This is a genomic window from Pseudomonas sp. CYM-20-01 (genome assembly GCF_023169845.1).
GTDB lineage: Bacteria > Pseudomonadota > Gammaproteobacteria > Pseudomonadales > Pseudomonadaceae > Aquipseudomonas > Aquipseudomonas azotoformans.
The window spans coordinates 6,091,526-6,113,799 of the sequence record NZ_AP025169.1 but is presented as its reverse complement, the minus strand read 5'-3'; the positions used below and the strand labels follow the sequence as shown (position 1 = coordinate 6,113,799).

General features: G+C 62.1%; 20 protein-coding genes. 11 read left to right on the top strand and 9 right to left on the bottom strand.

Translation table 11 applies throughout. The features are described 5' to 3' along the window. The first annotated feature begins 167 nt into the window (after positions 1 to 167). The 4 genes from M2497_RS27805 to M2497_RS27790 all read left to right on the top strand — a co-directional run bounded on the left by M2497_RS27805 (position 168) and on the right by M2497_RS27790 (position 6,642). Positions 168 to 2,558 carry a hybrid sensor histidine kinase/response regulator gene (locus M2497_RS27805; RefSeq protein WP_248484794.1) on the top strand — a complete coding sequence of 797 codons (2,391 nt, stop codon included), beginning with the start codon at positions 168 to 170 and terminating at the stop codon, positions 2,556 to 2,558. Positions 2,559 to 2,627: 69 nt separating this feature from the next. After that, positions 2,628 to 4,283 (top strand): acyl-CoA dehydrogenase family protein, encoded by a 1,656-nt coding sequence (locus M2497_RS27800; protein WP_248484792.1) that lies wholly within the window; start codon positions 2,628 to 2,630, stop codon positions 4,281 to 4,283. 179 nt (positions 4,284 to 4,462) lie between these two features. Next, a complete protein-coding gene (gene amn, locus M2497_RS27795) occupies positions 4,463 to 5,935 on the top strand; it encodes an AMP nucleosidase (RefSeq protein WP_172963337.1) in 1,473 nt (490 codons plus the stop codon). Positions 5,936 to 6,006: 71 nt separating this feature from the next. Continuing rightward, entirely contained in the window at positions 6,007 to 6,642 is a 636-nt protein-coding gene (locus tag M2497_RS27790) for a pseudouridine synthase (protein ID WP_058427752.1), read from the top strand. On the opposite strand, the gene M2497_RS27785 is transcribed toward M2497_RS27790, so the two are convergent. Continuing rightward, positions 6,637 to 6,846 carry a DUF2788 domain-containing protein gene (locus tag M2497_RS27785; RefSeq protein ID WP_025999909.1) on the bottom strand — a complete coding sequence of 70 codons (210 nt, stop codon included), beginning with the start codon at positions 6,844 to 6,846 and terminating at the stop codon, positions 6,637 to 6,639. The two genes, M2497_RS27790 and M2497_RS27785, sit on opposite strands and share 6 nt — an antisense overlap. 198 nt (positions 6,847 to 7,044) lie before the next feature. After that, on the bottom strand, positions 7,045 to 7,524 hold the full coding sequence (locus M2497_RS27780; RefSeq protein ID WP_003194418.1) for an Lrp/AsnC family transcriptional regulator: 480 nt from the start codon (positions 7,522 to 7,524) through the stop codon (positions 7,045 to 7,047). Positions 7,525 to 7,921: 397 nt separating this feature from the next. On the opposite strand from M2497_RS27780, the gene M2497_RS27775 reads away from it, so the two are divergent. Next, a complete protein-coding gene (locus tag M2497_RS27775) occupies positions 7,922 to 8,950 on the top strand; it encodes a DUF6515 family protein (RefSeq protein WP_248484782.1) in 1,029 nt (342 codons plus the stop codon). Here the strand turns inward: M2497_RS27775 and M2497_RS27770 are convergent. Beyond that, positions 8,947 to 9,840 (bottom strand): cation diffusion facilitator family transporter, encoded by an 894-nt coding sequence (locus M2497_RS27770; RefSeq protein WP_058427750.1) that lies wholly within the window; start codon positions 9,838 to 9,840, stop codon positions 8,947 to 8,949. The genes M2497_RS27775 and M2497_RS27770 overlap by 4 nt on opposite strands. A 9-nt stretch (positions 9,841 to 9,849) precedes the next feature. Then, a complete protein-coding gene (locus M2497_RS27765; protein ID WP_058427749.1) occupies positions 9,850 to 10,269 on the bottom strand; it encodes a hypothetical protein in 420 nt (139 codons plus the stop codon). A 252-nt stretch (positions 10,270 to 10,521) separates the two neighbouring features. On the opposite strand from M2497_RS27765, the gene hrpB reads away from it, so the two are divergent. Beyond that, entirely contained in the window at positions 10,522 to 13,032 is a 2,511-nt protein-coding gene (gene hrpB, locus M2497_RS27760; protein WP_248484780.1) for an ATP-dependent helicase HrpB, read from the top strand. Between the two features lie 123 nt (positions 13,033 to 13,155). Here hrpB and M2497_RS27755 read toward each other — a convergent pair whose 3' ends face one another. Further along, positions 13,156 to 14,244 carry an endonuclease/exonuclease/phosphatase family protein gene (locus M2497_RS27755; protein WP_248484779.1) on the bottom strand — a complete coding sequence of 363 codons (1,089 nt, stop codon included), beginning with the start codon at positions 14,242 to 14,244 and terminating at the stop codon, positions 13,156 to 13,158. Between the two features lie 40 nt (positions 14,245 to 14,284). Beyond that, the gene (locus M2497_RS27750; RefSeq protein WP_071490028.1) at positions 14,285 to 14,944 is read right to left on the bottom strand and encodes a YciC family protein; all 660 of its coding nucleotides are present in this window, start codon (positions 14,942 to 14,944) and stop codon (positions 14,285 to 14,287) included. A 176-nt stretch (positions 14,945 to 15,120) separates the two neighbouring features. Here M2497_RS27750 and M2497_RS27745 point away from each other — a divergent pair, with 176 nt between their 5' ends. The 3 genes from M2497_RS27745 (at position 15,121) to M2497_RS27735 (ending at position 17,089) form a co-directional block, all read left to right on the top strand. Then, complete coding sequence (locus M2497_RS27745; RefSeq protein ID WP_068932002.1) at positions 15,121 to 15,858, top strand: DUF2076 domain-containing protein; 738 nt, start codon at positions 15,121 to 15,123, stop codon at positions 15,856 to 15,858. Between the two features lie 118 nt (positions 15,859 to 15,976). Then, a complete protein-coding gene (locus M2497_RS27740) occupies positions 15,977 to 16,453 on the top strand; it encodes an NYN domain-containing protein (protein ID WP_025858209.1) in 477 nt (158 codons plus the stop codon). A gap of 24 nt (positions 16,454 to 16,477) precedes the next feature. After that, positions 16,478 to 17,089: a 3'-5' exonuclease gene (locus M2497_RS27735; RefSeq protein WP_248484777.1), complete on the top strand. Its 612-nt coding sequence runs from the start codon at positions 16,478 to 16,480 to the stop codon at positions 17,087 to 17,089. Between the two features lie 152 nt (positions 17,090 to 17,241). Here M2497_RS27735 and M2497_RS27730 read toward each other — a convergent pair whose 3' ends face one another. Next, a complete protein-coding gene (locus M2497_RS27730) occupies positions 17,242 to 17,538 on the bottom strand; it encodes a DUF3077 domain-containing protein (RefSeq protein WP_248484775.1) in 297 nt (98 codons plus the stop codon). Positions 17,539 to 17,982: 444 nt separating this feature from the next. Next, positions 17,983 to 18,444 carry an Lrp/AsnC family transcriptional regulator gene (locus M2497_RS27725; protein ID WP_248484773.1) on the bottom strand — a complete coding sequence of 154 codons (462 nt, stop codon included), beginning with the start codon at positions 18,442 to 18,444 and terminating at the stop codon, positions 17,983 to 17,985. A 161-nt stretch (positions 18,445 to 18,605) separates the two neighbouring features. Here M2497_RS27725 and yedA point away from each other — a divergent pair, with 161 nt between their 5' ends. Both yedA and M2497_RS27715 read left to right on the top strand, forming a co-directional pair. Next, on the top strand, positions 18,606 to 19,502 hold the full coding sequence (yedA, locus tag M2497_RS27720) for a drug/metabolite exporter YedA (RefSeq protein ID WP_248484771.1): 897 nt from the start codon (positions 18,606 to 18,608) through the stop codon (positions 19,500 to 19,502). Between the two features lie 48 nt (positions 19,503 to 19,550). Then, positions 19,551 to 20,885, top strand: coding sequence for a DEAD/DEAH box helicase (locus M2497_RS27715; RefSeq protein WP_248484769.1), 1,335 nt, complete (start codon positions 19,551 to 19,553; stop codon positions 20,883 to 20,885). A 121-nt stretch (positions 20,886 to 21,006) separates the two neighbouring features. Here M2497_RS27715 and M2497_RS27710 read toward each other — a convergent pair whose 3' ends face one another. After that, on the bottom strand, positions 21,007 to 22,233 hold the full coding sequence (locus tag M2497_RS27710; RefSeq protein WP_248484760.1) for a TIGR03862 family flavoprotein: 1,227 nt from the start codon (positions 22,231 to 22,233) through the stop codon (positions 21,007 to 21,009). Positions 22,234 to 22,274: the final 41 nt, after the last annotated feature.

Here is a 22,274-nt window from a genome sequence, read left to right as displayed (position 1 = left end):
AAAGCCCCGTTCTAGAGCCTTTCAAAAAATTATTTCAATGGTGTCTAATAGCCTTTAGTGGCTATGCTAGAGTGGATCCAAACTACTAACTGTATTGCCGGTGTACGTCTTCTCAAAAGGAATGGGGGGCTTTTTTGACATAACCGGACAGGCCACGCTGGGGCTCTATGCGCTATTTGCTGATTTTATTGTTGTGCGGGCTGCCGATGCTCGCCAGCGCCATCGAGTTCAACCAGGACACGCGAAGCCTGCCGCTGGGGCGAGCCCTGCAAGTGCTCGAAGACCCGACCGATGCCCTCACCATCGCCGATGTCAGCGCACCCTCCGCTGTCACGCAATTCAAGCCCCACGATAAAGACACCCTGAATGCTGGTTATTCGCGCTCGGTGTTCTGGCTCAAGGTCAATCTGCACTACCTGCCCCAGAATCCTGAAGCCCAACGCACCTGGTTGCTGGAGCTGGCCTACCCGCCCCTCGACCATCTGGACCTGTACCTGCCCGACAGCACCGGCACCTATCGCCTCGCCGGGCGCACAGGGGATGCGCTGCCGTTTGCCGCCCGTGAGATTCGCCAGAACAACTACCTGTTCAAACTCGACTTCACGCCGGGCGAAGCGAAAACCGTCTACCTGCGCCTGCAAAGCGAAGGCTCGATCCAGGCGCCTTTGACGCTGTGGTCCAGCACCGCGTATCTGGAACAACAGCCGCTGCGCCTGTATGTGTTGGGCCTGATCTATGGCGTGTTGCTGGGCATGCTGGTGTACAACCTGTTCATCTATCTCAGCGTGCGCGACACCAGCTACCTCTATTACATCCTGTATATCGCTTCATTCGGCATGTACCAGCTGTCGGTCAATGGCGCGGCAGTGGAGTACTTCTGGCCGGACAACCCGTGGTGGGCGAATGCCGCGACGCCGTTCCTGATTGGCTCGGCAGCGTTGTTCGGCAGCCTGTTTGCGCGCAGCTTCCTGCACACGGCCCAGCACAGTCGCTGGATCAACCGTCTGTTGCTGGCGCTGGTGGCGTGTGGCGGTGTGGTGATGCTGCTGTCGTTGATGACCAGCTACGCCCTGGCGCTGCGCCTGGCCACCGGCTTGGCGCTGGTGTTTACCGTGACCATCTTTGTCGCGGCCATCAAGGCCTGGTATTGCGGGCAGCGGGTGGCGCGCTATTTCATCATCGCCTGGTCGGCGTTCCTGCTCGGCGGGGTGGTGAATACCCTAATGGTGCTGGGCTACCTGCCGAATATGTTCCTGACCATGTACGCCAGCCAGATTGGTTCGGCGATCGAAGTCGCGTTGTTGTCCCTGGCCCTGGCCGACCGCATCAATGCCATGCGTGAGCAACAGGCGCAGATCCTGTTCGACGCCAGCCAGAAGCTCGAAGTGCTCAACCTGCAGTTGGCACGCAGCAACCGACTCAAGGATGAATTCCTCGCCACCTTGACCCACGAACTGCGCACCCCGATGAACGGCGTGATCGGCTCCCTCGAACTGATGCAAACCGTGCCGCTGGATGCGGACCTGGCGCAATACCAGCAAACCGCCGCCGGCTCGGCGCGGGACATGATGCGCATGGTCAACGGTATCCTTACCCTCACCGAGTTGCAGGCCGGGCGCCTGGTTGCGCAGCCCGAGGTGTTCAGCCTGCGCGGTACCCTCGACACCTTGCGCCAGCAGTTCAGCGCCAGCGCCCAGAGCAAGGGCCTGGCGTTTTCCATCGACGTGGCGGACGAGCTGCCGGACCGTGTGCTGGGCGACGCCGACAAACTGTTGCAGTGCCTCGATTGCCTGCTGGATAACGCCTTCAAGTTCACCCACGAAGGTTCGGTACGCCTGCGTGTGGTCGGCGTGCCCCACAGCGACGGTCGCTTGCGCCTGAGCTTTATCGTCACCGATACCGGGATCGGCTTTGCTTTCCTGGATGAAGCCACCCTGTATCAGCGCTTCTTCCAGCTGGATGGTTCCACCACCCGTGAATACGGCGGCCTGGGCATCGGCCTGGCCATCTGCCGGCAACTGATCGAGCTGCTGGGCGGGCGCCTTACCCATCATTCCGAGCCGCGCAAAGGCAGCCGCTTCCAGCTGGAAGTGGAGGTCAGCCCGGTCGCGCCCGAGTCCAAGCCTGCGCCGGACAAGCAGCGTGCGCCCCAGGAGTGCTCGGTGCTGCTGGTGGATGACAACAGCGTCGGCCAGTTGGCGGTGCGCGGCATGCTGCTCAAGCTCGGTTACCGGGTGAAAACCGTGGACAGCGGCCCGAACGCGTTGGCGGCGTTGCAGGCGGCGGATTTCGACGCAGTGCTGTTGGATATTCCCGAGGGTGGTTTCTCGTTGTGCTGTCAGATTCGTGCGCTGCCGGGCTGTGGCGAATTACCAGTGATTGCCTTGAGCACGTCGCTGAATGTGTCGGAACGTGAGGGGTGCCATGGCATCGGGATTTCCGAGCGCCTGGCCAAGCCTGTGCGTTTCGAGGCATTGCAGGCGGTGTTGGAGCGTCGGTTGTTGCGCCCTTTAGAGGGCAAAAGCGCCGGACAATCGGCGGGTATGCCACTTTTTTAAGGGGTATGACGGTGCTTAACTGAAATGCAGGCCTCAACTGAACGTGGCCTTTTTTCTTGGAGGCCCGTCATGAACCTGCATCAATTTGCCGAAACCCACGACGTCACCAACCAGCCGCCGTCCCTGGACGGCACCAACCTGTACCGTATCGACTTGCCTTTGCAGGAATGGTCGCGCCGCTTTGGTGCCGGCTGGGCAAAAGCGAGTATCGATGCCTACGGTGCGTTGGCCGGCGGGCCATTGATGGAAGCCGGGTTCCTGGCGAACCAGAACAAACCGGTGTTCAGCAGCCATGACCGGTATGGCCATCGCATCGACCTCGTGGAGTTTCACCCGGCTTATCACGAACTGATGCGTACCGCTGTCGAACACGGCCTGCCGTCGCTGCCTTGGGCCCATCCGCAGTCCGGCGCCCACGTGGCCCGCGCCGCCATGACCTACCTGCACAGCCAGGCCGAAGCCGGCACCGGCTGTCCGCTGACCATGACTTTCGCCTGTGTGCCTGCGCTACGTCTGCAGCCTGACTTGGCTGACATCTGGCTGCCGAAAGTCCTCAATACCCAATACGATTCGCGCAACGTTGGCATCGCCCACAAGGCCGGTGCCACCATCGGCATGGCCATGACCGAGAAGCAGGGTGGTACCGATGTGCGTGCCAATACCACCCGGGCGTATCCGGTGGGAGCGGGCGGGCCAGGGCAGGCCTATGAACTGGTGGGCCACAAGTGGTTCTGCTCGGCACCGATGTGTGATGCGTTCTTGACTCTGGCGCAAACCGACAAGGGCCTCACCTGCTTCCTGCTGCCCCGGCACCGTCCGGATGACACGCGCAACGAGTTCTACATCCAGCGCCTGAAAAACAAACTCGGCAACTGCTCCAACGCCTCCAGCGAAGTGGAATTCCGTGGTGCCCTGGCCTGGATGATCGGCGAAGAAGGCCGTGGCGTGCCGACCATCATCGAGATGGTCGCCATGACTCGCTTCGATTGCATGGTCGGCTCCAGCGCCCTGATGCGCCAGGCGCTGACCCAGGCCAGCCATCATTGTGCCCATCGTTCGGTCGGCGGCCGCGTGCTCAGCGAGCAGCCGTTGATGCAGAACGTGCTGGCGGACCTGGCGCTGGAAAGCGAATCCGCACTGGCCCTGAGCCTGCGCATGGGCCGTGCGCTGGATCATCTGGACGATGAACAGGAAGCCAAGTTCGCCCGGCTGGTGACGGCGGTGGGCAAGTATTGGATCTGCAAACGTGCGCCGGCGATGATCAACGAGGCAGCTGAATGCATGGGCGGCGCCGGCTATGTCGAAGACAGCATTTTGCCGCGTCTGTACCGTGAGGCACCGGTGAACTCGACGTGGGAAGGGTCCGGTAACGTGCAGTGCCTGGACGTGCTGCGGGCGTTGTCGAAAGAGCCGGGTGTGCTGGAGGCGCTGTTTGTCGAACTGGGCGATGGGCATGGCGACAAGTTGCTTGTGCGGCATATCGAACAGCTCAAGTCGGCGTTCATGGACACCCAGGACATCCAGTACCGTGCGCGGCAACTCACCGAAGACATCGCCGTGGCATTGCAGGCCAAGTTGTTGCTGGAGGCGGGGATTGCGGCGGTCAGTGATGGGTTTATCGCCAGTCGGTTGGGCGAAACGTCCGCTCGGGTCTATGGCACCTTGCCTCGTGGTGTGGATGTGGCGGCGCTCGTCACCCGTTCCACCCCCAATCTATCGGACTAAAATGCGGTAAACATGTGGGAGGGGGCTTGCCGCCGATAGCGGTGTGTCAGCGATAGATGTGTTGGCTGACAGTCAGCTATCGGGGGCAAGCCCCCTCCCACATTTACCGCATTCCAACTCTGGTGTTTCGGTGAGGCCGGGATACAGGCAAGATAAAGGCCTGCAAGTCAGAACACAGGATGCTTACCGTGACCGAAGCTTTTGTTGTCGTTCAAACCGCTGAAGAAGCCGTGGACCGGCTGGCGGCCCTGCATGAGCGTGCCACTGGCGCGCTCAATCAAGCCCTCAAGCAATACCTCAAAGACCGCGTCGAGCCCGACGCCGCACAACGTGCGCTGTTTCGCTACCCGGAACTGCGCCTGACTTACCACTGCCACGGCGAAGTCCCACAGACCACCCGGGCGTATGCCAAGGTTCAACTACCAGGAACCTACAGTGTCACCGTCACCCATCCTGCAGCGTTCCGTAAATACCTGCTGGAGCAACTGGTGCCGCTGATGCACGACTTCACCGTGACCGTGGAAGTCGGCGTGAGCCAGCAGAACATCCCGTACCCCTACGTGGTGGAGCAGGGCGATGAACTGGCCGGCTCCGGCGTTACCGCTGCGACCTTGGCTCGCGTATTCCCGAGCACCGACCTGTCGGCCGCCACCGATGGCATCGCCGATGGCTTGTACGATTGGGAAAACACCGACCCGCTGCCCCTGGCGCTGTTCGATGCGGCCCGCGTGGACTTCTCCCTGCGCCGCCTGGTGCACTACACCGGCAGTGACTGGCGCCATGTGCAGCCGTGGATCCTGCTGACCAACTACCACCGGTATGTCGACCAGTTCATCCTGCATGGCCTGGAGCAACTGCGCAGCGACCCGCGCTTTATCCGCATGGTGCTGCCGGGCAACGTGGTGATCGACAAGAGCATGGATCACGGTGAGGCGTCGGCAATTGCCGCCGGTGTGGTGTGGCACCGTTACCAGATGCCGGCCTACCACCTGCAGGCCACCGATGGCCACGGCGTGACCCTGGTAAACATCGGCGTCGGCCCGTCCAACGCCAAGAACATCACCGACCACCTGGCCGTACTGCGTCCACATTGCTGGCTGATGATCGGCCACTGTGGCGGCCTGCGCCAATCCCAGACCATTGGCGACTACGTACTGGCGCACGCTTATATGCGCCGCGACGGCATTCTCGACCGCGTGGTGCCGCCGAACATCCCGATCCCGGCGCTGGCTGAAGTGCAGCTTGCGTTGCAGCAAGCGGCCGCCAACGTTACCGGCGAAAAAGGCGAAGAGCTGAAAAAACGCCTGCGTACCGGCACTGTGTTGACCTACGACGACCGTAACTGGGAACTGCGCTGGGCCCAGGAACGCCCACTGATCAACCTGTCCCGCGCCGTGGCCGTGGACATGGAAAGCGGCACCATCGCCGCGCAAGGCTATCGTTTGCGTGTGCCGTACGGCACCTTGTTGTGCGTGTCGGACAAGCCGCTGCACAGCGAAATCAAGCTGCCGGGTTCGGCCAACGCGTTCTATGAGCGCGCGGTCAGCCAGCACTTGAAGATCGGTATCGAGGCGGTGGACCTGCTGCGCACCGAACTCAACTCGCTGCACTCGCGCAAACTGCGCAGCTTCGACGAGCCGCCGTTCCGCTAAGCGGTTGGGATGGTCATTTAACGGTCAGGCCACTAGCATTGTCGGTCCTGACCGTTAGATGTTCCTTTGCCATGTCCCGTCCCACCCGTCCCGATTCGCGCCGCCCTGGCGTGAAAACCCCGTATTCCGCTGCGCGGCGTGTCGCCAAGGCGCCTCCGGCCGAGCCGAAGTTGATCCTGTTCAATAAACCGTTCGATGTGCTGACCCAGTTCAGCGACGAAGGCGGGCGCGCGACCCTCAAGGATTTCATCGATATCCCCGGCATCTACCCGGCGGGCCGCCTGGACCGTGACAGCGAAGGCCTGTTGCTGCTGACCAACGATGGCCAGTTACAGGCGCGTATCGCCGACCCCAAGCATAAGCTGGCGAAAACCTACTGGGTGCAGGTGGAAGGCGAACCCACCGAGGAACAGTTGCAACGCCTGCGCAAAGGCGTCGAACTGAACGACGGCATGACCTTGCCCGCCGAGGCTCGGCAGTTGGATGAGCCCGAGCTGTGGCCGCGCAACCCGCCCGTGCGCTTTCGCAAAAGCGTCCCGACGCACTGGCTGGAACTGATCATTCGTGAGGGGCGCAACCGCCAGGTACGGCGCATGACCGCTGCTGTCGGTTTGCCTACCTTGCGCCTGGTGCGCGTGCGGATTGGCGATTGGTCGATCGATGGCCTGGACCAAGGCCAGTGGAAGGAAGTACCGGCGCGCTTATAAGGCGCCGGACTCGATCAGGCCGATCACCACGCTCTTGATGATGAACGCGGCCACGCCCAGGCCCAGCACGAAGAACAGAATGAACGAGCCAAAGCGCCCGGCCTTGGACTTCTTCGCCAGGTCCCAGACGATAAAGCCCATGAAAATGATCAGGATCGTGACCAGGCCGGTCATCATCCATTCTTCGAAGAGGGCGGGGTCGATGTTGTTCATGGTGTTTTTCCGACAGGAGCAGGCGGGAAGTATAAGGCAGTGTTACAGACGCAACATTGACCTGAGTCGAAGCGCAATCCAAATGTGGGAGGGGGCTTGCCCCCGATGACGCTGGGTCAGTCATATATAGGCTGACTGACACTCAGCCATCGGGGGCAAGCCCCCTCCCACAGTTGATTTATATTGATCTCAGGTTCGCAGGTGCGTCAGGGGCAGTTCGGTGCTGTTCAACACCTGGTTCAGCACAAAGCTCGACCGCACACTGGTCACACCTTCGATGCGGGTCAAATGCCCCAGCAGCAGTTTCTGATAGTGATCCATGTCCGGCACCACCACCTTCAACTGATAGTCCGCATCCATGCCTGTCACCAGACTGCACTCCAGCACCTGGGGCAGGGTGCGGATCGCCGCCTCGAAGTTCTCGAAACGCTCGGGGGTGTGGCGGTCCATGCCGATCAGCACGTAGGCGGTCAGGCTCAGGCCGAGCATCTTGCGGTCGAGCAGGGCGACCTGGCGGGCGATGTAGCCGTCGTCCTCCAACTGCTTGACCCGGCGCGAGCAAGGCGACGGCGACAAGCCGATGCGTTCGGCCAACTCCTGGTTGGAGATCCTCGCGTCGCGCTGCAATTCCGCCAAAATACTCAGGTCGTATCGGTCAAGCTTGCTCATTGGGTTGGCCTTTGTCGTAACTATTGCGGTGAATTATCTATGAAGGGTTAAAAATTGCGCAAGCACTGTTTATTGACGCAATCTTCGCAATCATCTGTCGGGCGCCTACGGGTATCTTTATCAACAGAATCACCGCCTGGACAACAGTCCACAGCAGCCCGCCCAATCAGGCCCGCTGCGGCCGCCACCCCAGCAGGGTTGAGCCGGCCTCCAGGCTGCACACTGTCCACAAGACGGCGTGAGGTGAGCCAACGCCAAAAGCGTTGAGCCAGGACGAAGTTCTCAAGGGGTGGCCGACGGGTCACCCCTTTTCTTTTGCCTGCTGATAACCTGTCCGCGAACCGGGCCTGGCTTTTCCAGTCTCATGGACAGGCCCTAATCCGCAGTGAGGAATAGCATGAAGCGCATCTGGCGTATGGCAGGTGTAGGTTTGCTGATGGTCACCGTTGGCGTCCAGGCATTGGCCGACGAACGTGACAACGGGCCGCGTGGTGAAGGCGGCGGCCAGCATGAAAGAGGGCCGGAGGGTGGGCGACCTGGGGGGGGTAATGAGCCGCCGCGGCCGCAGAACAATCAGCCTCGGCCGGAAAACAATCAACCACGCCCGCAGAATCAGCATTTTGATCGTGGTGGCCAAAACGGTGGTGGCCAATGGCAAGGGCGCCCCCAAGGTAACGAGCAGGGGCGACCGCAGCCTCAACCGCAGCCGTCGAACAACCTGCCGATCCAGAGTCGCCCCGACACCGTGCGCCAGACCCAGGAACCGCGTCAGGGCTACTACCGCGACATCCCGCGCCGTAATGACGGCAACCCACACTGGGAAGCCGGCGGCCCAGGCTCGCGCCCCGGCGACAACCGCTGGCCAGGTCGCCCCGATGGGCATGGCAATGGCTGGGGCCCAGGCCCGCAACATCGCCCAGGCTATGTAATCGACCGCTTCCCCGACCGCAACTACCGCGTGCCTTACCGAGGCCAGGATTACTTCTACTCCGGCGGCTATTGGTATCGCCCGCAAGGCCCGCGTTATGTAGTGGTGACGCCACCCTACGGCATCCGCGTGCATTACCTGCCGGACTACGCGCGCGAAGTGTGGGTGGGCAGCACGCTGTTCTTCCTCGCGGCCGGTGCGTATTACACCTACGAAAGCAGCTCCCAACAGTACGTGGTGGTGCAACCACCGACGCAGGTGCCAGCGCCGCCGCCCGCGCCGCAAGGCAATGGCTATGACGTGGTGGCGTATCCCGCCAATGGGCAGTCGCCGGCCCAGGTGCAGCAGGACGGTTATGACTGCTATCGCTGGGCGGTGCAGCAAAGCGGTTTCGACCCGCAGCAAGTGACCTACGCGCCTGACCCGGCGGTGGTGCAAACCTACCGCCAGGCCCAGGGCAACTGCCTGAGCAGTCGCGGCTATCAGGTGCAGTACTAGGGTTTATTGCCCGTGACCACTTCCCGTGGGTCGGCGTGTACCAGCACTTCGGCACGCGGGTAGGCTTTGTGAATGGCGTCGGCGGCCTGGTCGCTGATGCCGTGGGCCACTGACAGCGTCAATTCCCCCGGCAGTTCCAGGTGCAGTTGCACAAACCAGTGGCTGCCGGAAATCCGCGTGCGCAAATCATGCGCGCCCAATACTCCCGGTACGCCACGGGCCAGTTCCAGCATGTGCTGGCTCACGTCCGGCGGCAGTTCTTCATCCATCAACACCGCAAAACTTTCCCGGGCGATCTGGACTGCGCTCCACAAGATGTAGGCGGCAATGCCCAGGCCGAACCAGGCGTCCACTTGATGGTAGCCAAAGCCCGCGAGCACCAGCGCCACCAGGATGCTGCCGTTGAGCATCAGATCCGAGCGATAGTGCAGCGAATCGGCGCGCACGGCGTTGGAGCCGGTTTCGCGGATCACCCGGTGTTGCAGCATCAACAAGGCCACGGTCAGCGCCAGGGAAAATACGATCACGCCGATGCTCAACCACGGTGCGCCGACCGGCTCCGGGTGTTGCAGGCGCTGGTAGGCCTGGAATGCGATCAGCACCGCGCTGCCGCCGATAAACAGCGCCTGGGCCATGCCGGACAGCGATTCGGCCTTGCCATGCCCATAGCGGTGATCGTCATCGGCTGGGCGCAGGGCGTAGTGCACCGCGAGCAAATTCAACAGCGAGGTTACGCCGTCCAACAGCGAGTCGGTCAACCCGGCGAGCATGCTCACCGAACCGCTGAGCCACCAGGCGATGGCCTTGGTGATAATCAGCGCACAGGCCACGCCCACCGAAGCGCGGGTGGCCAGGCGCAAGAGCCTGGCGTGTTCGGGACTGCTGGTCATGGACGGTCCTTAGGCAGCGGGTTGAAGGCCCAGGGATGCGAGTTGCTGCACGCTGCCCTTGAACTGGATCATGCGCGGGTCGTCCAGCGGCAGGCGGCGGCCGGTTTCCTTCTGGATGATGCTTTGCAGCTTGGCGTTGTCGACCTTACCGTCGGCGCCGATGGCGTCGTGGAGTTTGGCCGGGTCGACCTGGGCGGTCTTGCCCGGTTCGAAATAGATGGCGCCGGTGGCGAAGTCCACACCGAACGCGATCAGGCCGGGGATCACATAGAACAGCAGGCCCACGGCATCGAGCACGGCGATGGTCGGGTCGATCTTGCCATCGATTTGGCCACGGCGGTCCGGGTAGAAGATCGAACCGCAGGCCGTCAGTTGGCTCAGCAGGGTGACGGCAAGGACACCGCCGATGACACGGGAAGCGATACGCATAACATTCTCCTGAACACGATTTAAAGAGGACTATAAGCTAGATCGGCTGAACGGCGCCGTTCCAATGTGGGAGCTGGCTTGCCTGCGATTGCGGTGGTTCAGTCAGAAGTGCATTGGCTGACACGCCGCAATCGCAGGCAAGCCAGCTCCCACCTTTGATTGCATTCGCAATTGAAGTGGGTGGCGTTTCTGAGACCATCGTCGGCACTCGGCAGTTCGCCGTTATACTCGCCGCTCTGCTTTGGAGCCAGTATGAATTCGTTGCCGATTGATGAAGTTTTACCCGCCCTGCGTGACGCCTTGGCGAATCGCCATGAAGCCGTGTTGGAAGCACCTCCCGGCGCCGGTAAAACCACCCGTGTGCCCTTGGCGTTGTTGAACGAGCCCTGGCTGGCCGGGCAGACCATCCTCATGCTCGAACCTCGCCGCCTGGCCGCCCGTGCGGCGGCCGAACGCCTGGCCAGCGAGTTGGGTGAAAAAGTTGGCGAAACGGTCGGCTATCGCATTCGCTTGGACAGTAAAGTCGGCCCCAACACCCGCATCGAAGTGGTCACCGAAGGCATCCTCACCCGTCGCCTGCAAGACGACCCGGCGCTGGACGGTGTAGGCCTGCTGATCTTTGACGAATTCCACGAGCGCAGCCTCGACGCCGACCTGGCACTGGCCCTGAGCCTCAACGGCCGCGAGCTGTTTCGCGACGAGCAACCGCTGAAAATTCTGCTGATGTCCGCCACTCTGGAAGGGGAGCGCCTCGCCAGCCTGCTGGACGACGCGCCGATCCTGCGCAGTGAAGGCCGCATGTTCCCGGTGCAGATGCGCTGGGGCCGCCCTTATCAGCCCGGTGAATTCATCGAACCACGCGTGGTGCAAACCATCCTCGAAGCCCTGCACGACGAAACCGGCAGCGTGCTGGTGTTCTTGCCGGGGCAGGCGGAGATTCGCCGGGTCAACCAGCAGTTGGCGGACGCCTTGGGCGAGCGCAGCGATGTGCTGTTGTGCCCGCTGCATGGCGAACTGGACCTCAATGCCCAACGCGCCGCCATCGACCCGGCGCCCGCCGGTAAGCGCAAAGTGGTGCTGGCGACCAATATTGCCGAGACCAGTCTCACCATCAACGGCGTGCGCGTGGTGATCGATGCCGGGCTGGCACGCGTACCGCGTTTCGACCCGGGCAGCGGAATGACCCGCCTCGACACCCAACGCATCTCCCGCGCCAGCGCCACGCAACGTGCCGGCCGGGCAGGGCGCCTGGAGCCGGGCGTGTGTTATCGCCTATGGTCCGAGGACCAGCATGAAGGCCTGGCCGCCTATGGCAGCGCGGAAATCCTCGCCGCCGACCTGGCCGGCCTGGCCCTGCAGCTGGCGCGCTGGGGCGTTACGCCCACCCAACTGGTGTGGCTGGATGTGCCGCCCACCGCCGCGTATGCCCAGGCCCAGGACTTGCTGGTGCGCCTCGGCGCGTTGAATGACGACACACTCACCGCCCACGGCCAGAAAATGGCCGAGTTACCGGCCCACCCGCGTATCGCCCATCTGCTGTTGCGCGGGCAGGACCTGGGGCTGGCGAGCACCGCGTGCGATGTCGCCGCGCTGTTGGGCGAGCGCGACATCCTGCGCGGCGGCGGTGCGGATTTGCACAGTCGCCTGGCGCTGCTGTCCGGTGAAGAACGCGCGCGCGGTACTCAAGGCGGCGTGCAACGGGCCAAACAATTGGCCCGACAATATCGCGGCTACTTGAGAGGCCAGGCCACGCAACCCGTGGCGGATCCCGATCATCCGCGTTGGCTCGGCGCTCTGTTGGCGCTGGCCTACCCGGACCGCGTCGCCCAGCAACGTCGCCCAGGCGGCGCCGAATACCGCCTGGCCAACGGCCGCGCGGCGCTGTTCGCCGAGGCCGACAGCCTGATGAAGCAACCCTGGCTGGTCATCGCCGACCTGGGCAGCCGCCAGGGCCAGCGTGAAGAACGCATTTACCTGGCGGCGGATTTCGATCCGGCGCTGTTCGACACGGTGCTTGCCGAACAAGTGCGCAACGTCGATCAGCTTGACTGGGACGAGCGCGAAGGCGTGCTGCGCGCCGAACGCCAACGCAAAGTCGGTGAACTGGTGCTCAGCCGCGAACCGCTCACCGGCCTCGACGAGTCCGCACGCAGCCAGGCGCTGGTCAACCTGGTGCGTCGCAAAGGTCTGGAGCTGCTGCCGTGGACGCCGGAGCTGCGCCAATGGCAGGCCCGCGTGATGCTGCTGCGTCACCTTGACGCCGGTAAAGCCAGCGAGTGGCCGGATATCAGCGACAAGGCTTTGCTCGCCAATCTTGAAGATTGGCTGATGCCCTACCTGGGCAAAGTCTCGCGCCTGAGCCATTTCGCCAACCTGGATATCTCCAGCTTCCTGCACAACCTGCTGCCGTGGCCGCTGCCCCAGCGCCTCGATGAACTGGCGCCACAGCATGTGAAAGTGCCGTCGGGCTCGTCGGTGCGGCTGGACTACAGCGAACAGCCGCCGATCCTGGCGGTGCGCTTGCAGGAATTGTTCGGGCTGGCCGACACCCCGCGCATTGCTGGTGGGCGCCAGGTGGTGAAACTGCACCTGCTGTCCCCGGCGCGGCGGCCGGTGCAGGTCACGCAGGATCTGGCGAACTTTTGGCGCAGTACCTACGCCGAGGTGAAGAAGGATCTGAAGGGGCGCTACCCCAAGCATTACTGGCCGGATGATCCGTTGGTGGCCGAGGCGACGGCACGGATAAAACCTCGCAAGTCGTAACACCACAGGGTCCAAATGTGGGAGGGGGCTTGCCCCCGATAGCGGTCTGGCAGCGAGAGAGGTATTGGCTGACACACTGCCATCGGGGGCAAGCCCCCTCCCACATGGGTTTTACGGTGTTGGTTATGGCGCGGGGGGTAGCAGGAACCGGGCGATCACCGGCAGGTGGTTGGAGATGCGCAAGGTGTCTTCCTGGCGAACCTTCGCCTCGACCCGCTTGATCCGCGGGCTGTAGAACAGGTAATCCAGCGTGCGATCCGGCCCTTCCACACTGGGGTCGTTGGGGAAGTGGGTCAGCCACTTTTCACGGTCAATCCCGCTGGATTGACTGTTGCTCGGGATCATCGGGTATTTGTCCCACAGCAGGTGCAGCTCGCTGTCTGGCGAATACTGCCCGCGTTTGGTGGCGTCCAGGCGCAGGAACTGGCCCAGGGGCAGCAGGTTGAAATCCCCGCCGATCAGCCAGGGCGTGCCACGGCCTTCGAATTTATCCAGCAGCTTGACCGTGGTTTGTACCTGCTCCAGCACCGCGCTGCGCCCTGGGGCGTCACCGTCCAGGCGCGTGTTGAGCACCGCCAGTTGGCCGCCGTCGCTCAGGGGCAGGTAAGTCAGCAGCAAGGCCGGCTTGGGCTGGAACTGGCGGCTGAGGATGTTGGCCTCGGGTGCCGGCAATTGCAGGCGTTCGGCGTGTTCGATCTGATAGCGGCTGAGTGTCGCGAGCTTTCGGCCGACGCTGCCGAAGATATGCCAATCGGGCACGAAGTCCGCTTTCCAGTCGAAGGCCTGGGCGCTGCATGGGTACAGGTCGACCAGGCGTTCTTGCAGCAGGGCCAGTTGGTCCTGATAGTGGGAAGGCTTGGCGTTTTCGTCGAGCTCCTGCAACAGCAGGATGTCGGGTTGTTCGTCGCGGATCACTCGCGCCACTTCGTCGAGGCTGGCGGCCATGTCTTCCACGGTAGGCCGATCATCCGGGCCGCTGCCATCGACCGTGTCGTACCAGAACACGTAGTTCTTGCCGGCCAGGTATTGCACGTTCCAGGTCATGACCTTGAGCGCCTGCCCCGGCAGCAGCGTGGGCGCACGCGGCGCAACGCAACTCACCGGCAGGGTTTCCTTGGGCTCGGGGCGCCAGGTCAGGCTGTAGACCATGGCTGCAAACAACCCCGCGATGATCAGCAGGCTCAGCAAGGTGATGCGCAATAAACGGGTCATCGGCTCGGCTTATAGCGTTTCAGAGGTGACACGGAGCATATCACCGCGCGTCGGCATCGCCACCGATCAGCATGAATAAACGGAACAGCACCACGCTGGTAAACAACTGCAGGAAGCTGTGGGCGCTGTCCAGTAACAGGCCCAGCAGCGGCGCGGGCTCGGGGTAGGCCGCTACGCTGGCGCCCTTGAGCAGCCACAACGGCGTCATCACACACAGCAGGCACACCAGGATCCGCCAGAAATGCCCACGGCTCAGGCGGAAACTTTCCTTCATTGCTTCCAGCGCCGGCATGCCGCGCAGCACCAGCAGGTACTCGGCAAAGGCCAGCACCACCATCAGCCACAGGCCCGGCAGGAAATACAGCGACAGCCCCAGCAGAATCAGCAGTGTGCTCATGGCTGTCAGCAGGGCAAAGCGCGGCCACAGAGTCAGGGCCATGGCCCATACATCCTTGGTGCGCGGCGACTCGCCACGGGTGCGGGCATCCAGAAACAGGATCAAGGCCCCGGTGTACAGCGGGTACACCAGCAACCCCACCACCACGCTGTAGCCGGGGAATGCATCCTCGCCTACCACGTGATTCAGCACCTGTTGCAGCAGGGCTTCGAAAATCACCAACGGCAAGCACAACTGGACGATAGCGCCCAGGTTGCGTTGGGTGAAACGGAAGGAGTCGCGCAGCACGTCTAACGGATTCATCAAGTTCATCGCAGGCCTGAAAGCAAGGGCAACACTTTAACCGATCATCACCGGCGGTAAGCAAACGTAAACCTTGAGTAAAGACTATTGAAACAACTCGTAACACCCCCATAACTAGCACGGCGCCTGATCACAGGCGACACCACGATTTCTACCGGCAATCTAACGAGGTCGCCATGAACAGCGAAGAGCAAACCCTGATCGATGGACTGTTTTCACGGTTGCAACAAGCCGAAACGGACTCAGCCCCCCGCGACGCCCAGGCCGAAGCGCGGATCAAGGAGCACATGACGCGCCAACCAGCGGCCGGGTACTACATGACCCAGTCGATCCTGGTGCAGGAACATGCGCTCAAGAGCCTCGACGCGCAGAACAAGCAGCAGGCGCAGCAGATCCAGCAATTGCAGGATGAACTGCAGAGGGCCAAATCCGCGCAGCCTGCTCCGGCGAGCAGCGGCGGTTTCCTGTCGAGCATCTTTGGCGGCGGTGGTTCCCGTGATCAGCAGCCGGCTCAAAGTGCACCGCCTTCTTCTGGTGGCGGCTGGCGCGAACCGGCGCGGCCTGGGTTCAGCCAACCTGCCCCGCAGCAGAATTATCAACAGCCTGCTCCAGCCGCTCCGGTGGGCAGCGGCTTCCTCGGCGGCGCGATGAAAACCGCAGCCGGCGTGGCCGGTGGTGTATTGCTGGCCGAAGGCATCAGCAGCCTGTTCAACCACAATTCGCAACAGCCGCAAGTCGTGGAAGAAATCATTCGTGAGGAGCCAGCGCCTGCCAGTGACAACGGCAACTGGGGCAATGATGACCAGAAGTACGCCGGCAACGACAGCTGGGGCAGCAACAATTCGGACAGCTTCGCTGACAGCGACTATTCCGACGATTCGTCTTCTTTCGGCGACGACGATTCCTTCGTCTGACCCACCTCGGCCCGGGGCGCTGCGTCGCCCCGGTCTGATTTTTCCCGGCAACCCTCTCGCGGCTGGCATACTTGCACCCTTTCCGGGCCCTGGCGCCTGGCTGTCATGAGGAAGTGCGGTGAAGAAAATTGCAGTGTTCGCCGATGTGCAAAACCTCTACTACACCGTCCGCCAGGCCTATGGTTGCCACTTCAACTACGCCGCGCTGTGGGCTGACATCAGCGCGCGCGGGCAGATTGTCGAGGCGTACGCGTATGCCATCGACCGTGGCGACAGCAAGCAGCAGCAATTCCAGCAGATCCTGCGCAACCTCGGCTTCACGGTAAAACTCAAGCCCTACATCCAGCGCAGCGACGGCTCGGCCAAGGGCGACTGGGACGTGGGCATCACCCTCGACATCATGGACGCCGCCGACCACGTTGACGAAATCGTGCTGGCCTCCGGCGACGGGGACTTCGACATGCTCCTAGACCGGGTTATCCACAAGCATGGTGTTGAAGCCGTGGCCTATGGCGTGCCGGGGCTGACGGCCAATTCGCTGATTCGCGCCGCCAGCCGCTACGTGCCGATTGAAGGCGCGTTGTTGCTCAAATAGATCTTTTACGGAGTTGGAACAGGTTTGGAACGTATAGCGGTCATCGACTTTGAAACCACCGGCATCACCCCGAGCAGCCACTGCCGGGCCACGGAAATCGCGGTGGTCATCCTTGAGCGTGGCCAGATCGTGGACCGCTACCAGAGCCTGATGAATGCCGGTGTACGCGTTCCGGGTTTTATCGAACAACTCACCGGCATCAGCAACGCCATGCTGCGCAGCGCGCCGCCGGCGGAGCGGGTGATGAACGAGGTCAATGAGTTCGTCGGGACTACGCCGCTGATGGCGCATAACGCTGCGTTCGACCAGAAGTTCTGGGATTACGAATTGGGCTTGATCCGCCGCACCCGGTTACAGAAATTTGCCTGCTCGCTGTTGCTGGCGCGTCGCCTGATGCCGTCTGCGCCCAATCACAAGCTCGGCACGTTGAACGCCTTCGCTCAGCTGCCCCACACCGGCAAGGCCCACCGGGCGCTGGCGGATGCGGAGATGGCGGCCAACCTCACGGCGCACCTGGCCGAGGAACTGCGCCGTACCCACGGCTTGCGCGAACTGTCCCACGACCTGCTGTGCACCTTGCAGAAAGTGCCGGCGGCGAAGATCAATGAGCATTTGAAGAAGCATCGCGGGTTCTAACGTCGCCACACGCCCCAAAACACTGAGCTCTGAATGTGAAAATCAACATGTGGGAGGGGGCTTGCCCCCGATAGCGGCCTGTCAGCTACAGATGTATTGGCTGACACACTGCCATCGGGGGCAAGCCCTCTCCCACAGGGGTTCTGCGGTGTTTAGCGAGGCTGTACACAGGCCAACGCCCGATCCACCACCCCCTTCGCCATCTCCACCAAATGCATCACGGCCCGCTGTTGCGCCTTCATCGCCTCATTCGATGAATGCGCTGTCTCCACCGCGCAATGCAGCAAATCGGCCGCATGGGCGAGGGCGTCTTCGAAACTCAGGTTGTCGTTCAGGGTGAAGGTGGGCGCATCCGGGGCGGAGGCTTTTAGGTAATAGTCGATGGCTCGGCGATTGAGCAGGGCGTCTTCGCTGAGGAAACGGGGTGGATCGGGGGTTACTTTGACCATGGTGTAACTCCTCTGAATTAAGAAGCCATCACCGTTCGCTTGCACGCGAAAGAGGGTGGCAGCTGTACGCAGGTGTGCAAGACCGGGGCAAAGGAGAACCCGGCAGACCCCGAAGGTCTCCAGCGCACAGCCGCCATAACAGATAAACGTCGGTCATTAAAACCGCACGTTGAGATGTAGGGCGTTTGTGCACCTTTGCGAGCTGGACTTGCACGTCCGATCACCGATTTTTTCGATGACGGGGCGAGACTAGCTACCGGATCCGGCTGACGCAAGGCTCCAGGATTCTCTCGGAAACATCCTTCAAATGAAAGAGATAGGTCTTGCTGGCCATTGAAAACTTGGCTTTTGAAGGCAGGTTTCTGAATGGTCAGTAGGCAGAATCCTATCGCTGCCTAGAACCCTTCTGTTTTTCCGCTTCATTCAGATTGTCGACTTTGCGGTTCAACCACCATTTTTCCCATTCCCCTCCAACTGCCCCAACGGCACCCGCCGCTCTATCGCACTCGACAAAATAATCGAGGTCTTGCTGAACCCGAACTTCGCGATCCGGTTGATCAAATTCTCCAACTCCGGCATCGACCCCACCGCCGCCTGCATGATCACGCACGGGTCGCCGGTCACCCGATGGCATTCTGTCAGCTCTGGAATTTCCGCCAGCGCGTCGTACACCTTCTGACTGCCATGATTGGTCAGCCGCAGTTCAATCACGCACTGGATCGGCAACCCCACCTTGGATAAATCCACCTTGGCCTGATACCCGGTGATCACGCCACAGGCCTCCAGCTTGGCCAAGCGCTCGGCCACGGCAGGGGCGGAGAGGTTTACCGTGCGGGCCAGTTGCGCGTAGGACGCACGGCCGTCTTCGAGCAGTGCGCTGAGGAGCATGCGGTCGTATTTGTCCATGATAAGGCTCCAGTTGTGCGTGGCTTTCGAAAGCACGGTTTATAGCCTTCACAACCATGCTTTGGAAAGTGTAATGGCGTTTTAAACAGGTTTTGTAACTTATGTTTATCGACCTGCCTTTTTAGAATAAGCCTCTCTTCTCTCTGCCTTAGAGCTGCCCAATGCCTGGCCCACGTCGCTTTCCCTTACCGTTGATCGCTGCCTTTTTTGCGCTGTATGTGATTTGGGGCTCCACCTACCTGGTGATCCGCATTGGCGTGGAGTACTGGCCGCCGTTGATGCTGGGCGGGATTCGCTTTTTGGTGGCCGGTTTGGCGATGTATGGCTTTCTGCGCTGGCGCGGGGCACCGGCGCCGACCTGGGTGCAGTGGAAGGCGGCGGCGAAGATTGGCGTTCTGCTGCTGACCTTCGGCAATGGCGCGGTGACGGTGGCCGAGCACACCGGTGTCGCGTCCGGCGTAGCGGCGTTAGCGGTGGCGACGGTGCCGTTGTTCACCTTGTTGTGCGGCTATTTCTGGGGCGCGCGTAATACCCGCCTGGAGTGGGCCGGGGTGGTGCTGGGGATTATCGGCATTGCCATGCTCAACATGGGCTCCAACCTGCAATCAAGTCCGACCGGCGCGATGCTGTTGCTGTTTGCCGCCGCGTCCTGGGCGTTCGGTTCGGTGTGGAGCAAGCACTTGCCGTTGCCGGCGGGCGCGATGGCCAGCGCGGCGGAAATGATCATTGCCGGTGCGCTGCTGTTGGTGGGCAGTGCGCTGACCGGTGAGCGGTTGCACGCGGTGCCACCGATCGAGGGCTGGCTGGCCCTGGCTTACCTGGCGGTATTCGGTTCGATCATCGCCTTCAACGCCTACATGTACCTGCTCAAGCACGTGCGTCCGGCGGCGGCGACCAGCTATGCCTACGTCAACCCGGCGGTGGCGGTATTGCTGGGGATTGTGTTCGTGGGTGAGACCATCGGCGTCGAAGAAGCCCTGGCGATGCTGGTGATTATCAGCGCGGTGCTGTTGATCAGCCTGCCCCAGTGGCGCAAGCCCAAGCCGGAAATAAGGTAAACTGCGGCGCATTGCGACCTTGCGCTGAATTTTTCCTACGGTAAACACATGACTTTCGCCACCCTTGGCCTGATCGAACCCTTGCTGCGCGCCCTTGAGACGCTTGGCTACCAGACCCCGACGCCGGTGCAGGCGCAAGCCATTCCGGCGGTGCTGGCCGGTCGCGACCTGATGGCCGCAGCCCAGACCGGCACCGGCAAGACCGCCGGTTTCGCCTTGCCGCTCCTGCAACTGCTGACGATGGAAGGGCCGAAAGTCGCCGCCAACTCGGCGCGTGCGCTGATTCTGTGCCCGACCCGCGAGCTGGCCGAGCAGGTGCACGCCAGTGTTGCCGAGTACGCCCAACACCTGCCGCTCACCACCTACGCGGTGTACGGCGGCGTGAGCATCAACCCGCAGATGATGAAGCTGCGCAAGGGCGTCGACATCCTGGTCGCCACGCCGGGCCGCCTGATCGACCTGTTCCGCCAGAACGCGCTGAAACTCAACCAGCTGCAAACCCTGGTACTCGACGAAGCCGACCGCATGCTCGACCTGGGCTTCTCCGAAGAGCTGGCGAACATCTACCGCATGCTGCCGAAAAAGCGTCAGACCTTGCTGTTCTCCGCGACTTTCTCCGATGACATCCGCCTGCTGGCCGGGCAGATGCTCAACGATCCGCTGAGCATCGAGGTCAGCCCGCGCAACGTTGCTGCCAACACCGTGAAGCAGTGGGTGGTGCCGGTGGACAAGAAGCGCAAGCCGGAGCTGTTTGTGCACTTGATGCGCAAAGGTCGCTGGAAGCAGGTGCTGGTGTTCGCCAAGACCCGTAACGGCGTGGATGCGCTGGTGGATAAGTTGCAGGGCCTGGGCATCAACGCCGACGGCATCCATGGTGACAAGCCGCAAGCCACGCGCCAGCGTGCGCTGGACCGTTTCAAGTCGAGTGACGTGCAGATCCTGGTGGCCACCGACGTGGCGGCCCGTGGCCTGGACATCGAAGACTTGCCGCTGGTGGTCAACTTCGATTTGCCGATCGTGGCTGAAGACTACATCCACCGTATTGGCCGTACCGGGCGTGCGGGCAACACCGGTGAGGCGATTTCCCTGGTGTGTGCCGATGAAGTGAACATGCTGTCGGCCATCGAGATGCTCACGCGTCAGACCTTGACCCGCAAGATGGAGCCGGACTTCGAGCCGGAACACCGCGTGCCGGACACCGATGCCAGCGGGCAGGTGGTGAAGAAGCCGAAAAAGCCGAAGAAACCTAAAACGTCGGGTGGTGGCGGTAAGCGCAACCTGGGCAAGTGGGTGGACAGCGGCGAAGCGGCGCCGGTGGAGCCGTCGATCAAGCCGGTGCGCAAGGTGCCTGTTTTCAATACCGGGCCGCGCAAGAAGAAATGATTTTTTGGCGCTGCTGATGGCCTCATCGGGGGCAAGCCCCCTCCCACACTTTGATGTGTGAATACAGTCAAATGTGGGAGGGGGCTTGCCCCCGATGGCGGCCTTGAATTCAGCGCAAATCTCAGCGATTAAGCCACTCCAACATCCCCCGCCCAGCCGCCCGGCCGCTGGCAAAACACCCCGTCAGCAAATACCCGCCGGTCGGCGCCTCCCAGTCCAGCATCTCCCCCGCACAAAACACGCCTGGCAACTGCTTGAGCATCAGCCGCTCATCCAGCGCCTCGAACGGCACGCCGCCTGCGGTGCTGATCGCTTCATCCATCGGCCGGGTCTTCACCAGGGTCAAGGGCAGCGCCTTGATCGCCACCGCCAACTGCGCCGGATCATTGAAGTGGTCGGCCGGTGTCAACTCCCGCAGCAGCGCTGCCTTCACCCCATCCAACCCCAACTGACTGTGCAGGTGTTTGCTCATTGAGCGTGAGCCACGGGGTTTGGCCAGCGCAGCCTGGACCTTGTCCAGCGGCTTGCTCGGCAGCAGGTCGATGTGCACGGTGGCCGAGCCGTTGCGGTTGATCGCTTCGCGAATCGGCGCCGACAGCGCGTAGATCAAGCTGCCTTCGATGCCGGTGGCGGTGACCACACATTCGCCCAGCCGAGGCTTGTCATCCCCCAGCCCGATGGCGACGTTTTTCAACGGTGCGCCGGCGAATTTGCTGACCATCAATTCGCTCCAGGCCGACACCTCGAAACCGCAGTTGCTCGGTTGCAACGCGGTGCAGGGCACGCCGCGATCCTCCAGCAACTTGAGCCATGCACCGTCGGAGCCCAGGCGCGACCAACTGCCGCCGCCGAGGGCCAGCAGCACGGCGTCGCTGTGGACAGTTTTTTCGCCTTCGGGGTTGTGGATAAGTAAGCCGCCCTCGGCATTCCAGCCCAGCCAACGATGCCGGGTGTGGATAACCACGCCCTGATCGCGCAGGCGCTTGAGCCAGGCACGTAAAAGCGGTGCGGCTTTCATATCCGTAGGAAACACCCGGCCTGAGGTGCCGACAAAGGTCTCGATGCCCAAGCCATGAATCCACTCGCACAACGCCTCGGCACCAAAACCACGCAGCAGTGGCGCCATGTGCGGCGCACGTTCGGCATAGCGCGAAAGAAACGCCGGGTACGCTTCGGAATGGGTGATGTTCATGCCACCCACGCCGGCCAGCAGGAACTTGCGCCCCACGGACGGCATGCCGTCGTACAGGTCCACCCGCACGCCTGCCTGGCTCAGGACTTCAGCGGCCATCAGCCCGGCAGGGCCGCCGCCGATGATGGCAACGTGGGAAGGAGCAGTAGCGGACATCGTCAAGCCTGGTGAAAACGAAAGGGTGGCCATTGTAAGCA